Raw genomic sequence first — 14,371 nt, forward strand, 5'->3', positions numbered from 1 at the left:
ACCCGTTTCCGCGGCCAAAAGTAAGGGGTTCCATGGATAAACATTACGTGCTCGACATTCAGTATGCAGGAAAAGCCTTTGCCCGCCTGCAGATGTTCACTCCCTGGGCAGCCGATCAGCTGGAACAGGCGTGCGCGCTGTTCCCGGCCGCTCAGGGTTATCAGGTGCAGCTCAGCCAGGTCAGCGAACGTCGCATCGTCTACCAGAGCGGTGCGCAAGGCATCACTGTGCTGGGCGAGTCGCTGGCGCTGACCCCTTTCACTCACGCTAGCGAGGTTGAACAATGAAAAAAGCCGTCGCCATTCGACACGTCAATTTTGAAAACCTGGGTATCCTCGGTTCTCTGCTCTCGCTGCGCGGCTATCAGATCGACTATTACGATGCCGGCCGCGATGATATTCGTGCTATCAATAATGAAGAGACCGATCTGTTGGTAGTGCTCGGCGGGCCGATCAGCGCCGCCCAACACTTTTCCGGTGAGCAGCGCTATGATTTTCTCGACCATGAATTAGCGCTGGTCAAACAGCGCCTGGCGCAGCGGCGACCGACCCTCGGGGTTTGTCTCGGCGCGCAGGTGATCGCCCAGGCACTGGGCGCCGACGTGATCTCGCTCGGCGTCAAAGAGATCGGCTTCGCCCCGCTGAGCACGCTCGCGGCGGAAGACGACTCGGTGCTGGCCCCGCTGGCCGATACGCCGGTGCTGCATTGGCACGGCGATATGTTCATGATCCCGGACGGTGCCCGCTGCCTGGCCGGCACGGCGATTTGCCCACATCAGGCTTTCGACTATCAGGGGTTCGCGCTCGGCCTGCAGTTCCATCTGGAGGCGGATCATCGCGATATCGAACGCTGGCTGATTGGCCATGCCTGCGAGCTGGAACTGGCCGGCGTTGCGCCACAGAGCCTGCGCGAACAGGCGGCGTGCCACGGCGCACAGCTGGAACAACGCGCGCGGCAGGTGTTCGCACGCTGGCTGGATAATAACGAACCAAGGATGTAACTCATGCAACAGTCTTCACCCTTGCGGTCACCGTCCATCGACGTGATCAGCATTCAATCTCAGGTGGTCTACGGCAGCGTCGGCAACGGCATCGCCTACCGCGCACTGCTGAAAAAGGGGCTGGAAGCGCTGCAGGTGCCGAGCGTGCTGTTCGGCTGCCCGCCCTATTACGGCAAGCCGCACGGCGGCGTCATTTCCGGCGAGTGGTTCGGCGGCTTTCTCGACGATCTGATTGCCCGCGGCGTGATGAAGCGCACCCGGGCGGTGATTGTCGGCTACCTGGGCGATGTGATGCAGTGCCATATTCTGGCCAACTGGCTGCAGCGGGTGCGCTCGCTCAATCCTCAGATAAAAATCTATATCGATCCGGTGATGGGCGATTACGGTGAAGGGATCTACGTGGATGAGCGCATCGTCAACTGCTATCGATCGCCGTTCCTGCGGCTGGCCAACGGCCTGACGCCGAACGGCTTTGAACTGGAACAGCTGTGCGGCCGACAACTGAGCAGCCGGGAGCAGACGCAGCACGCCGCGCAGGCGCTGTTGAACAACACCACCGAATGGGTGCTGGTCACCAGCGCGCCGGGCGTCGCACAGCACGAAGACGAAGTCGGCTTAATGCTGGTCACCCGGCAGGAAACACAGTGCTTTACCCATCCGAAGGTTAAATCGGCGGTCAAAGGCACCGGCGATCTGTTCGCCGCATTGCTGGTCAGCCATCTGCTGCACGGCGCTGCGCTCGACGCGGCCGTGGTCGCCGCCGGGGGTGAAGTGTGCGACGTGCTGGCCGAAGCGGCACATTTCGGTTGGGAGGAAATCGGCAGCCTGCGGGCGTTAAAGCCGTAAGGCCGGTGGAGAGTCAGGGGCAGCGTGCCGCCCCTGATCACTATCAGCGTTTTTTCTTTTTGTTGAAATCCAGCTCGAAGGCGAACACGGCGCTCTGAATTTTGCGCTCCATCGCCAACCCCAGCTTGAGGAAACGGCATGACAGGCGCGAGAAGTGCACCACCTGATCGTTATCGTCGGTTTCCTGATCGTCGTTGACCACCACCAGCTCCATGTTGACCTTGAAGCTGCCGTAGCTGCCCAGATCCAACTCCGCTTTCTTGAACTGCAGGCCCGGCTGGAAGAAATCCGGTAGCGGCCCGTCGAAGCGCAAACCGACGCCGCCGGCAGACAGATCGTGGATCCGCAGCTCATAAGGCGTGCCGTCCGGGTATTCGCCGGTACAGAAGAATTGGCGCCAGTGTGGCGTGGTGATGCGGAACTGACGGCGGCGCTGGATGTAGACCAACTCCTGCGGCAGCCGGGTCGAGCAGGCCTGGACGCCTTGATGTTCGGTCAGTTCCGCCTGGCCGACGGAAAACTCGATTTTAGCGTCGTTGCTTTCAATCACGATGGTGCAGGCGCCGTCGATGGCATTTTCCGCTTCCTCACCGCTAAACACGATATTGTCCGGCCCGACGCTCAATAACAGACTTTGAAACCGGTGCTGCTGATTTTCTACGCGCAGCGGCGTGCGTTGTTTGCAAATTTCACGCAGAATCGCCAGAACTTCAAAACGCTCCCGTTTGATAAACAGTCCGTTATCGCTGTGCTCCACACGTCTCTCCTGACTTTTTTTCTAATGACGTATTACGTATTCCTTACGGTTATCATCTCTGGGAATATTCCTAAAGTCAAATTTGCCAACGCTGCCAGGCCTGCGGCAGCAGGCGTGCGAAACGTTTCGCCCACGCCTGCTGCCCGCGTTCATCGGCAATCAGATCCTGGCGGATTTCGATGCCGACATAAGGCAAACCGCGACGTTCCGCATGCACCGGCAACGTGTAGTCGGTGGCGTCGGTCATCGCATAGGGTTCGTTGATCCCCACCTGCAAATCCCCCTCTTCGCGCAGCAGTTCGGCCAGCAGCAGCGCAAATTCCGGGTAGCGGTTAAACAGCAGGCCCACCTGCCAGGGGCGCGATTCGCCCTTGAACACCGGCGTGAAGCTGTGCATGGCGATCACCGCCGTCGGCAGTTCGCGCAGTTGGCGTTGCCCCAGATGATCGTCGATGGCGTGGTGATACGGCAAAAACACCTCACGCTCGCGCGCCAGCGCGTGTTCGCCGTCGATGCCGATATTGCCGGGGATGGGCGTCAGTTCGGACAAAGGCGGGATCGAGCTGGCGATGCCGGGCGCCCGATTGCAGTCGATCACCAGCCGTGAGTAACGCTGATGGATCAGCGTGGCGTCCAGTTGGCGGCTCAGATGGCGCGACACGCTCAGCGCGCCGATATCCCAGCCGATGTGGCGTTCAATCTCCCCCGGCGGCAAACCGAGGTCGCCAAGGGACTGCGGTATCGCCTTGCCGGCGTGATCGCACAGCAGCAAAAAAGGCGCTTTGCCGCGCGGGATTTCAACGGCAGCTGCGGGCGGTTCATCGGCGGACAATAACGGCGGGATAAACGAATGGGGCATGACGGGCTCCGGCGGTGGAAAGCAAAACGTTTATCGTAGCGCTATCCCGTCGCCGGCCCCAAGGTCGTGCTTAGATCAAAAAGGCATGAGTCAGACTGTAGTCATGCCGTCTCGGCTGGCTGTGGCTGGTGCACCGCGATATAACGCTGATAGCGCGACGGCTTGAGCCGCGTGGTATCCACCAGCACCAGTCCGTCGATACAGTTGTTGAACGCCGGATCGGTGCCGAAGTCGATGAACTGCACCCCACCCGGTTCGCACAGCTCGGTGTATTGCTTGTACAGCGTCGGGATCGAGCAGCCGATGTTGCTGAGCAGGCTCTTCAGCCGTACCAGATCTTCCTGGTAGTTGTCTCCGGCAAACTGCGCCAACACCTGCGGCAGCGACGCCGGATAAGGCCGGCGCGACTGCGCGAAGGCGTGATCCGGCGAGAAATAGAGCCGGTAGAAGGCGATCAGCAAATCGCGCGCCGCCAGCGGCATGCCGCCGGAGATCGACACCGGGCCGAACAGATAGCGATATTGCGGGTATTTCGACAGATAGGCGCCGATGCCCAGCCACAAATAGTCCAGCCCGCGCTTGCCCCAATAGGCCGGCTGAATGAAGCTGCGCCCCAGTTCGATGCCCTGCGCCAGGATCGGTTCCATATCGCGGTCGTAATGGAACAGGCTGTTGCTATAGATGCTTTCCAGCCCTTTGCGTTCGATTTGTTCGGCGGTGGGAATAAAACGATAGGCGCCGACGATCTCCAGCTCTTCCTCATCCCACAGCACCAGGTGGTAGTAATCGTCGTCGTAGCTATCCAGATCGCGGCGGCGGCCGGATCCTTCCCCCACCGCGCGGAAGGCGATCTCGCGCAGGCGCCCCAGCTCGCGCAGGATTGGCGTACGCGCTTCGTCACGGCGGCGATAGAGGTAGATGGTTTTACCGTCCGGCGTTACCCCCAACCGTTCGCAGTTCGCCAACGCCTTTTTCAGCTCCAGACGCTCTTCCGGCAGCGCGATCGGCGACTCGCTGGCGAACAGCCCCGGTTTGCCCTGGCCCAGGCGATAGACGTGGCGGCGAAAGCGCTCCGCCAGATCCTTGGCGCTGGTGTGGCCGTCGTGCCAGCTGGCGAACGGCACACGGCCGCCGACGCGGATCTTGATGCGCCCGCCCCGCTGCTGGAACATTTCACGCACCAGCAGCAGCGTCGACAGCGGCCGATAAACCAGCGAGGTAAAGTAGAACAGGTTGCTGTTGCGCGCGCTGATGTGGATTGGCACGATCGGCGCGCGCGCCTTGGCGGCCAGGCGCAGAAAGCCGGTATGCCAGTGGCCATCGCGGATGCCTTTCGGGCTCATGCGCGACACTTCGCCAGCCGGGAACAGGATCAGCGCGCCCTGATTGTCCAGTTGCTGCTGCATCCCTTCAATCTGTTTGCGGCTGGTTTTATAAGCGACGTTATCCACCGGCACGAACAGGTTGCGCAGCGGTTCGATATAGGTCAGCAGCTGGCTGGCCACCACTTTCACATCCGGGCGCACCGCCGCGACGGCGCGCAGCAGCACCAGGCCGTCGAGTGAGCCGATCGGGTGATTGGCGACGAGCACCACCGGCCCCTGGCTCGGGATGTTTTCCAGATCGCCGTCCACCAGCTCGCAGCTGAGGTTGAAGTAGTCCACCACCTGCTCGATCAGATCGAGCCCTTTCAGGTGGGGATAGTCGGCAGCGAACTGTTTGAATTCTTTTTCGAAGAGAAGGGTTCTTAGCAGGCTGCGCTGCCAGGCAGGGGTATTGCGGTGTGGAAATGCATCTTGCAACAGAGAATCCAGGCTGAACATCGCGTTATCTCCTGACGTAGTCGCTGCAAACTTAAGCCAGAGCCGTGACTCTGACGTGTCAGTTACATGACAATAAAATGAATCCATCGACTATCAGGTATAGCAAAGTAATGACGAATTGGGAGCGAAAGACGCATTTTCGCCCCCACTTGCCCTCACATCGGCGCCAGCAGCGCTTCGATGCGGCGGTTCACCGCTTCGCGCAAGCGCAGCAGCGGCCCGGCCTGGTGCGGATAACGTTTGAAGGTAATGCGCATGCCCAGTTCGCGTTCGATCAGCCCCTCCACCGTCGCCCGGTCGGTCAGACTCTCCAGCAGCTGCAGCGCGCGCATGTCCTGCAGCCCCTGATGCAGCACCCGCAGGCGCAGCGACTCCACCGGCTGCAGATCCTCACCCGGATAGACCACGAACGGATCGCCGGAGGGAAACGCATGGCCGCTGTCGGTCACGGCGTAAGGGTTGATGCGCTCGCGCGAATGGGCGCTGTTATAGAAGTTGAATCCCCAATGCAGGAAGCCGGCGATGCGGTACAGATAGAGCTGCACGCCCAATATGCGGTTGCGCGCCGAAGGCTGGGCGAAGAACCGGTTGGCGACCTCGGTCTTCTGTACGCAGCAATAATAGGCCCACAGGCCAGGCACCCGGTGTTCGATAAAGGGTTCGATATGATCGGTGGCAGCGACCGGGATTTCCACCAGGCCTCGCTGATAGAAAGCGAAATCCGACAGCGCATCGAAGGTGCGAAAGCCATCCAGCAATGGGCGTAGCGCGGCGCTGGCGCGCTGGTAGGCCGCCAGGTTGTCCAGCGTCGGCTCATCGGAAACATGGAACCACACCTGCCGTTCCAGCCCCCGTTCGCGGAACCAGGCGGTCAACGCCGGCAGCAGCGCCTGCAGAAAACGCTGGTACGCTTCGCCCTGCGCATCGGTGTGCCAGCCGAAAAGCGGTCGCGCCTCGCCCTGCTCCTCCACCACGATCTTCGGCGCATGCGCCGCGCCCCATTGGGTAAACAGCGGCGCGATTTCGAAGTGCTCGATGCCCTCTTCCTGCGCCAACGCCACCCACTGCGCCAGGCGGCTGAAATCGAAGCCATACCCCTGCGCCGAACGCATCACCCTCACCAGCTGCACCGTGGTGCGTTCGCCGCCGACGGCGGTATCCAGCGGTGGCGTAAACAGCGGCGTTAGCAGCATATTGACGCCGGCCTGCACCGCACAGCGCACAAAGTTGCGCACCGCGCGCCAGTAATCCGGGCTGAACACCGCCAGGCGATAGTAATCCGCCAGGCAGTCGGTATGCAGCCACTCGGTATGCAACAGCGTTTGCGGCGGCAACGCCGCCGGCACCAGATGCAGCGTCAGCGTGGCCTCGGCCAGCGCTTCTCCGGTTTGCGCATCCAGCAGCCGCAGGGTCAACGGAAAGTCGCCCGCCAGTTTCGCTGCGGCCGGCGGCGTCAGGGTCAGCCACAGGCTGCCATAATAGCGGCAGGCGGCAAAAAAACGCCGTTGCGGCAGCGGCATCAGCGGATCGGGAAATAAGCCCGGCTCGGTCGTCAGGTAATTCTCATCGATCTCGCGATAACAGGGAAAACCGCTCGGTACCGATTGCACCTGGCGCACGCTGATATACGCCGCCAGCGGTCCGTCAAGTTGATAACTGAGCTCATGGCGAGTCTCGTTGCCCGGGGTTTGCAAACAGTACACCGCCTGCCAGGAAAGCACCTCGTTATTTAACCCGCTCAGCCGATTTTCTACGGCAACGGGCGGCATATTTTGGCGATGAAATACTTTCTCCAGGCAATGCGTAAATACCAGAGACAGGCGCATGATAATCGGCCCTCTTTATTTTGGATAAATCAATATTGTGAAATCCAGGCTAACGTCTTTTATCGCCACAGACAATAGCCGGCAATAAAAAACGTTCCTGCACCCTCCTCTGACAGCCACAGCAAGATTTTTTTGTTTATTTGCATCACAAAAATGAAAGAAGCAGAAGCTTGCACAATAAAAATGTTTTTAATCCCCATTATGGTGCAAGGGTTATCAGTTATTCCTATGCCTGCGAAGGCCGCTAAATGCCGCGCCACCGGGGAAAAAACCCGTCAAAAGGTTAACAAATTGTGAATAAACACACCTTTCACTTGGCCGTCAAAGCCTTTCGATTTTAACAACAATGAAACATTAACGCCCCATTTTTGGGCGTTTGGGGGTGTATTGACACATTGAAAGTTAAGGGATAGAAAGAATTTACGTTGCGAAAAACGCTATTCGTCGCTCACCGAGGGGAAAGCAATGTCACCGATAAAAAATACCGGCCGCCTGCTGGCGCATTCTATTCTTGCCAGCGCATTATTATTACCCACGCTGCTCCACGCCGCAGATAAAATAACATTGCGCTATGCCGTTTGGGACAGAAATCAATTATCATCCGAACAGGAGATTGCTAAGCGATTTGAGCAGGCCAACCCGGATATAAAAATAGAAATAGAATTAACCCCCTCGGCACAATATTTCGTTAAATTAGATTCCGCAGCCGCCGGCGGCGTGGCGCCGGATATATTCTGGATCAATATGCCTTATTTTGTGCAGTACGCCAAAAACGGCATTATGGAGCCGCTGGCACCCTATATTAAAGACAGCGGCCTTAAGCTGGACGACGTGGTCGCCAGCTCGGTGAAAGCCTACCAGTACGACGGCCAGCAGATGGCCATCCCGCGCGACGTCGATTCCATCGCCGTGTGGTACAACAAAAAACTGTTCGATCAGGCCGGCGTCAGCTACCCCACCAGCGACTGGAGCTGGGACGATCTGAAAAGCAAGGCTACCGCGCTGAAAAACGGGCTGAAAGGCACGGCCTTCCCGCTGGTGATGGATCTCAGCATCGACGGCCAGGACAGTTACATGAACCTGCTGTTCCAAAACGGCAATCACATCGTGCCGAAAGACGGCCAGCCCACCGACATCGCCAACGACAAATCCCTCTGGGTCTACCAGCAGCTGCAGGGCATGATGAAAGACGGCCTGATGCCAAGCGCCCAGCAGATGAGCGAAGTCAAAACCGAGAACATCTTCCAGTCCAACCGCGCGGCGATGGTCTATGCCGGTTCCTGGCTGGCGGCACCGTTCGCCAATAACCCGCTGATCAACGACCACATCGGCGTGGTGATGATGCCCAAAATTGAACGCCAGTCCGGCGTGGCGCACAGCCTGGCCTTCGCCATGTCGGCCAAAAGCGCCCATAAGCAGGCCGCCTGGAAATATATTGCCTTCATGAGCAGCGAAGCCTCACAGGCTGAGCTGGCCAAGGTGGTGATCCCGGCCAACAAGACGGCGGCCAAGGTCTGGGCGCAGCAGATTCAGAAAGTCGACGTTTCACCTTATATCCAGACCCTTGAAGTGACCCAGGCTTACCCCACCGCCGGCACCAATACGCCGAAGTGGCAGAACATGTGGATAGCCAGCCTGAAGAAGATCTTTATGGGCGCGGACGCTAAGCAGGAAATGGACAAATCGGTCAAGAAGATCGCGCGCGTCATGGAGCAGTAATCGCCCCGCCGCGGCGCGCTGCCCCGAGCGCGCGCCGCGGTGGACCCACGCTGAACGTCATAGGTGAGGAATGGCAACATGTCGCTGGCAGAAACGGCTACGGTCACCCTGAAACCATCCCGGCGCACCGCCCGCCCCGCGCTCAATCGGCTCGAACGCGCCGAACGCTTCTGGGGCTGGGTGATGATCCTGCCGCTGTTGTTGGGGGTGACGGTGTTTTACCTGATCCCCTTTTTGCAAAACATTTTTTACAGCTTTACCGATCTGAACCAGTTCATGCGCTGGAGCAGCATCAGCGTCGATAACTATCTCAACCTGTTCGAAGACGACGACTTCTACACCGCCGCCGCCAACACCTTGTTCTACGTGGTGGTGTGCGTACCGATCAGCCTGAGCCTGTCGCTGCTGCTGGCGATCGGCCTCAATCAGAACATCCGTGGCAAAGGCCTGCTGCGCACCCTGCTGTTCCTGCCGGCGGTCACCATGCCTGCGGCGGTGGCCATGGTGTGGCAATGGCTGTTCAACAAGGATTTCGGCCTGATCAACCAGGCGCTGGGCCTGCTGCACATTGCGCCGGTCGCCTGGCTGTCCGATCCGGACGTGGTGCGCATCAGCGTGTCCATCATCATCATCTGGTCGTCGCTGGCGCTGAAGATCATCATTTTGCTGGCCGGGCTGCAGAGCATTCCGCGCCAGCTGTACGAGGCGGCGGATATCGACGGCATCGGCACCCTGCGCCGCTTCTTCTGCATCACGTTGCCGATGATGGTACCGACGCTGTTTTTCGTGTCGGTGATGAGCTTTATCGAGATCCTGCAAATCTTCGACGTGGTGTTCCTGATGTTCGACCGCGCGCTGGTGGAAAACGACGTGATGACCGTCACCAACCTGTTCTACAAGTACGCGTTTTACCTGCAGGAAAAAGGCTACGCTTCCGCCATCACCGTGGTGCTGTTCGCCGTCACGCTGGTGATCACCCTGATTCAAATGGCGATCGGCAAGCGCCTGAAAGTCAGCTGAGGAGCTGCACATGAACGCAAGCAAGAAAACGCTGGTGTACCTGTTTATGGGGCTGGCGGCACTGGCCTCGGTGGTGCCCTTTATCTGGATGCTGGTGACCTCGTTGAAAACTCAGGCCGAGAGCATTCAGATCCCGCTGACGCTGTTGCCGGCGCACCCTAGCCTGCAGGCCTACGGCCGGGTAATGCACGAAATCCCGTTCGCCGGCTTTTATCTCAACTCGCTGCTGGCGACTTTCTTCACCGTCACCCTGCAGATGGCGATCGCTACCCTGGCCGCCTATGGCTTCTCGCGCCTGCATTTTCGCGGCCGCGACGCGGTGTTTCTGGTATGCGTGTCGATCCTGATGGTGCCCGGCCAGGCGTTTCTGATCCCGCAATTCCTGGTGGTCCAGAAGCTGGGGCTGGTCAACAGCATCACCGGGTTGGTGCTGCCGGGCATTTTCAGCGTTTACGCCACCTTCCTGCTGCGCCAGTTCTTCCTGGCGGTACCGAAGGAAATGGAAGAAGCGGCTTTGATCGACGGCTACAACTACTTCGCCATCTTCTGGCGCATCATGCTGCCGCTGATCCGGCCAGGCATTATCGCCTGCGTCATCATCAATGGCCTGTGGAGCTGGAACAACCTGATGTGGCCGCTGATCGTCAATACCACCACCGAGAAGCTGACGCTGCCGGTTGGCCTCGCCTCGCTCTCCAGCCGCGCCGGGGTGGAATACCCGTTGCTGATGGCCGGGGCGCTGATGGCGGTGATCCCGATGTTGATGCTGTTCATTATTTTCCAACGCTATTTCATCCAGGGCATCGCCAGCGCCGGGGTGAAAGGCTAACGCGCAGACAAGGTAAACGACATGGCCGGAATTCAGTTAAACAGCGTTAAAAAAGTCTACCCCAACGGTTTCCACGCGCTGCACGGCGTCGATCTGGAAATTGAAGACGGGGAATTTATGGTGTTCGTCGGCCCGTCCGGCTGCGCTAAGTCTACCCTGCTGCGGATGATCGCCGGGCTGGAGAGCGTCAGCGAGGGGCAGATCCTGATCCACGATCGCTGCGTCAACGACAGCATGCCGAAGGATCGCGGCATCGCCATGGTGTTCCAGAACTATGCGCTGTACCCGCACATGACGGTGTACAAGAACATGGCGTTCGGCCTGATCGGCAAAGAGAGCAAGGCCGAGATCGACCGCCGGGTGCGCGACGCGGCGGAAAAACTGGAGATCACCAACCTGCTGCAGCGCAAGCCGGGTCAGCTCTCCGGCGGCCAGTGCCAGCGGGTGGCGGTCGGCCGCGCCATCGTGCGCAAACCCAAGGTGTTCCTGTTCGATGAGCCGCTGTCCAACCTCGACGCCAAGCTGCGGGTGTCGATGCGCGTACAGCTGATCGAACTGCACAACCAGCTGAAGCAGGAAGGCGCCGCCGCCACCATGGTGTACGTCACCCACGATCAGGTCGAAGCGATGACCATGGGCGATCGCATTTGCGTGATGAATCGCGGCGCCATCATGCAGGTGGATAAACCGATCAATCTGTACCACCACCCCGCCAACCGTTTCGTCGCCGAGTTTATCGGCAGCCCGTCGATGAATTTGCACGATCTGGCGATCGTGCGCGACGGCCAAACGGTGCGGCTGCGTATCGGCCTGCAGCACCAGCTCGATCTGCCGCCGGCGCTGCAACGGCAGTTGGCCGACTACCCGCATGCGCGGGTGTGTCTCGGCATCCGGCCGGAGTCCCTGCGGCTGTGTGCGCCCGGCAGCGCCAACTGTTTCCCGGCGCAGATCGTCACCATCGAGCGCATGGGCAACGAAGAGTTGCTGCACTGCGAACTGGCTGACCTGCGCTTCGTGCTGCGCATGGCGTCGCTGCCGGACTGGGAGCCGCGCCTCGGCGAAAGCATTCATCTGGCATTCGATCTGACGCGCGCGCATTTGTTCGACGAGCTCAGCGGCCAAAACCTCAAATAACAACAGCGGAGTATCAGCAATGTCGTCAACACAACCCAACAACGTTGCCCTGCGCCCGGTGCGGGTGCTGGTCGTCGGCGCCGGTGCGCGCGGTGAAATCTACTCGCGCTATGCGCTGGCGCACCCCGATTTGATGCAGGTGGTGGCGGTGGCGGAACCGCGCGATGCCTACCGCGAGCCGTTCGTGGTGCAGCACGCCATCGCGCCGGAAAACGTCTTCACCGACTGGCGCCAGGCCGCCGACGCCGGCAAGCTGGCCGACGCGGTGCTGATCTGCACTCAGGATCAGATGCACCTAGAGCCGGCGCTGGCCTTCGCCCGTCAGGGCTACGCCATGCTGCTGGAAAAACCGCTGTCGCCGGACGCCGACGAGTGCCGGGCCATCGTCGCCGAGGTCGTGCGCCAAAAGCTGATCTTCTCAGTCGGCCACGTACTGCGCTATACCCGCTATACCCAAAAGCTCAAACAGCTGCTGCGCGATGGCGCGATCGGCGACATCGTCAGCCTGCAACACTTAGAACCGGTTGGCTACTGGCATCAGGCGCACTCCTTCGTGCGCGGCAACTGGCGCAACGATCAACAGGCCGCGTTTATGCTGTTGCAGAAATCCTGCCACGACATCGACTGGATCCGCTACGTGATGGAACAGCCCTGCGAACAGGTCAGCTCCTTCGGCAACCTGCACCACTTCCACCAGGAAAACCAACCGGCCGGCGCGGCGGACAACTGCCTGGATTGTGCGGTGGAGGCAGCCTGTCCCTATTCCGCCAAACGCATCTATCTGGGCGACGACCACAAGGCCACGCCCGGTTTTCTGCGGGTGCTGACGCCGGAACCCGACCAGACGACGCTGCGGGCGGCGCTGCGCGACGGGCCCTACGGCCGCTGCGTCTACCGCTGCGACAATAACGTGGTCGACCATCAGGTGGTCAACATGCAGTTCGCCGGCGGCCGCACTGCGTCGTTCACCATGACGGCCTTCACTCGCCACGAAGATCGCCACACCCGCATCTTCGGCAGCCGCGGCTGCCTGGAAGGCGACGGCCGCCATATCCGCATCACCTCGTTCCTCGACGACGGCGAAACGCATTACGACACCGACGCCGGCCAGGATCTGCACGCGATGGGTGGCCACGGCGGCGGCGACTACTACCTGATGCAGCACTTTATCGCGGCCATTCGCGCCAACGATCCGAGCCAGGTGCTGGCCGGCCCGGCCGAAGCGCTGGAGAGCCACCTGATGGTGTTCGCCGCCGAACGCGCACGCCGTGAAGCGGCGGTGATCGCCCTGAACGGAGCCTGAAGCATGGCCACGACAGAGATGCGTTACGGCTTCGACATCGGCGGCACCAAGATTGAAATGGCCGCTTACGATCGCCGGCTCAATCAGGTGCTGATCCAGCGGGTGCGCACCCCTACCAGAGATTACGGCGAATTCGTGGCCTGCATCGCCGGGCTGGTCGAGCAGGCGGATCGCGAACTGCATACGCGCGGCAGCATCGGCATCGGTTTACCGGGGATCACCGATCCCGTCAGCCGCCGCCAGCTGGCGGTCAACGTGCCCTGCCTGACCGGGCATTGCCTGGCGGATGATTTAACGCGGGCGCTGGCGCGGCCGATCGCCATCGAGAACGATTGCCGCTGTTTCGCGCTGTCGGAAGCCAGTACGCCGCAAACCGCACACCTGCCGCTGGTGTTCGGCGCCATCATCGGCACCGGCGCCGGCGGTGGCCTGGTGGTGAACCGGCAACTGCATAAGGGACGCAGCGGCGTGGCGGGTGAATGGGGCCATATGCCGATCTCGGCCCAGTTGGCGCAGCGTTACGATCTGCCGCTGTTCGGCTGCAACTGTGGGCTGACCGGCTGCTTTGAGCGCTACGTCTCCGGCAGCGGACTGCTGGCGCTGAGCCGCCATTTCGCCCATCCGGCCGCCGACGTGCCAGCGCTGGTCGCCAGCTATCGTGCCGGTGATGCGCTCGCGCATCGGCTGATGACGATTTACGTCGACATTCTGGCCAGCGCGCTGGCCGGCTTACAGCTGCTGCTGGATGTTGATGCCTTCGTGCTGGGCGGTGGATTGTCCAACGTCGGCGAGCTTTACCGGCTGTTGCCGCCGGTGATGCGGCGCTGGCTGCTGCCGGGCGTGGAACCGGCGGCGGTGTTCCCGCCGGTGCACGGTGACAGCAGCGGCGTACGCGGCGCGGCGCTTTTACGCGCGCCGGCATAAAAAAACAGTGAAAGCCTGGCGGTTGTCGAGCGATCGTTGCGGCTTTCGGCCTCGACGGGCTGAATAATTAAATGCCGGGAATTGGCGACTGAAAAATAACGAATTTGCCGTTTTCACTTTGCGTTAACACCGCTTTCGGTTGGCATTAAACTGAAAGCAAAATTAAATATAACCATCTGATAGATATAGATATTTTAAAATTAATCGATTGCATTTCAGTGTTTCGTTTGCTGTAATTCGCCACGAACAACTGAAAGCGCTCCGGTCGGTATCGCTGCGGCTTATTAAGCCGCGGTCGGGCACGGCTACAGGTAAATCAGGAGTCTGCGTT

At 60.2% G+C, this 14,371-nt stretch carries 13 protein-coding genes; 9 read left to right on the forward strand and 4 right to left on the reverse strand.

Annotation, left to right across the window (positions count from 1 at the left end; translation table 11 throughout):
- Positions 1 to 32: 32 nt before the first annotated feature.
- From QMZ29_RS07505 to pdxY, 3 genes are read left to right on the forward strand one after another with little or no spacing between them, the layout of a single operon-like run.
- On the forward strand, positions 33 to 287 hold the full coding sequence (locus QMZ29_RS07505) for a hypothetical protein (RefSeq protein WP_025302947.1): 255 nt from the start codon (positions 33 to 35) through the stop codon (positions 285 to 287).
- Positions 284 to 1,000: a glutamine amidotransferase gene (locus QMZ29_RS07510; protein ID WP_043143441.1), complete on the forward strand. Its 717-nt coding sequence runs from the start codon at positions 284 to 286 to the stop codon at positions 998 to 1,000. Before QMZ29_RS07505 ends, QMZ29_RS07510 begins: the two co-directional genes overlap by 4 nt.
- 3 nt (positions 1,001 to 1,003) lie before the next feature.
- A complete protein-coding gene (pdxY, locus tag QMZ29_RS07515; protein WP_261424636.1) occupies positions 1,004 to 1,846 on the forward strand; it encodes a pyridoxal kinase in 843 nt (280 codons plus the stop codon).
- Positions 1,847 to 1,889: 43 nt separating this feature from the next.
- Here pdxY and QMZ29_RS07520 read toward each other — a convergent pair whose 3' ends face one another.
- The 4 genes from QMZ29_RS07520 to QMZ29_RS07535 all read right to left on the reverse strand — a co-directional run bounded on the left by QMZ29_RS07520 (position 1,890) and on the right by QMZ29_RS07535 (position 7,111).
- Positions 1,890 to 2,603: a flagellar brake protein gene (locus QMZ29_RS07520; protein ID WP_025302950.1), complete on the reverse strand. Its 714-nt coding sequence runs from the start codon at positions 2,601 to 2,603 to the stop codon at positions 1,890 to 1,892.
- A gap of 76 nt (positions 2,604 to 2,679) precedes the next feature.
- Positions 2,680 to 3,462, reverse strand: a complete 783-nt coding sequence (locus tag QMZ29_RS07525) for an N-formylglutamate amidohydrolase (protein ID WP_025302951.1) — start codon at positions 3,460 to 3,462, stop codon at positions 2,680 to 2,682.
- Between the two features lie 101 nt (positions 3,463 to 3,563).
- Positions 3,564 to 5,285 (reverse strand): ornithine lipid synthase OlsF, encoded by a 1,722-nt coding sequence (gene olsF / locus QMZ29_RS07530; RefSeq protein ID WP_025302952.1) that lies wholly within the window; start codon positions 5,283 to 5,285, stop codon positions 3,564 to 3,566.
- 155 nt (positions 5,286 to 5,440) lie between these two features.
- On the reverse strand, positions 5,441 to 7,111 hold the full coding sequence (locus tag QMZ29_RS07535; protein WP_261424642.1) for a DUF4091 domain-containing protein: 1,671 nt from the start codon (positions 7,109 to 7,111) through the stop codon (positions 5,441 to 5,443).
- A gap of 465 nt (positions 7,112 to 7,576) precedes the next feature.
- Here QMZ29_RS07535 and QMZ29_RS07540 point away from each other — a divergent pair, with 465 nt between their 5' ends.
- The 6 genes from QMZ29_RS07540 to QMZ29_RS07565 all read left to right on the forward strand — a co-directional run bounded on the left by QMZ29_RS07540 (position 7,577) and on the right by QMZ29_RS07565 (position 14,040).
- Positions 7,577 to 8,830 carry an ABC transporter substrate-binding protein gene (locus QMZ29_RS07540; protein WP_025302954.1) on the forward strand — a complete coding sequence of 418 codons (1,254 nt, stop codon included), beginning with the start codon at positions 7,577 to 7,579 and terminating at the stop codon, positions 8,828 to 8,830.
- A 78-nt stretch (positions 8,831 to 8,908) separates the two neighbouring features.
- A complete protein-coding gene (locus QMZ29_RS07545) occupies positions 8,909 to 9,850 on the forward strand; it encodes a carbohydrate ABC transporter permease (RefSeq protein ID WP_025302955.1) in 942 nt (313 codons plus the stop codon).
- Between the two features lie 10 nt (positions 9,851 to 9,860).
- Positions 9,861 to 10,679: a carbohydrate ABC transporter permease gene (locus tag QMZ29_RS07550; protein ID WP_261424649.1), complete on the forward strand. Its 819-nt coding sequence runs from the start codon at positions 9,861 to 9,863 to the stop codon at positions 10,677 to 10,679.
- Positions 10,680 to 10,700: 21 nt separating this feature from the next.
- Positions 10,701 to 11,813: an ABC transporter ATP-binding protein gene (locus QMZ29_RS07555; protein WP_025302956.1), complete on the forward strand. Its 1,113-nt coding sequence runs from the start codon at positions 10,701 to 10,703 to the stop codon at positions 11,811 to 11,813.
- 19 nt (positions 11,814 to 11,832) lie between these two features.
- Entirely contained in the window at positions 11,833 to 13,116 is a 1,284-nt protein-coding gene (locus QMZ29_RS07560; RefSeq protein WP_261424651.1) for a Gfo/Idh/MocA family protein, read from the forward strand.
- Between the two features lie 18 nt (positions 13,117 to 13,134).
- On the forward strand, positions 13,135 to 14,040 hold the full coding sequence (locus QMZ29_RS07565; RefSeq protein WP_049275861.1) for an ROK family protein: 906 nt from the start codon (positions 13,135 to 13,137) through the stop codon (positions 14,038 to 14,040).
- The last annotated feature ends 331 nt before the right edge of the window (positions 14,041 to 14,371 follow it).

It is taken from the genome of Serratia sp. PF-27, assembly GCF_030053255.1.
Classification (GTDB): Bacteria; Pseudomonadota; Gammaproteobacteria; order Enterobacterales; family Enterobacteriaceae; genus Serratia; species Serratia bockelmannii.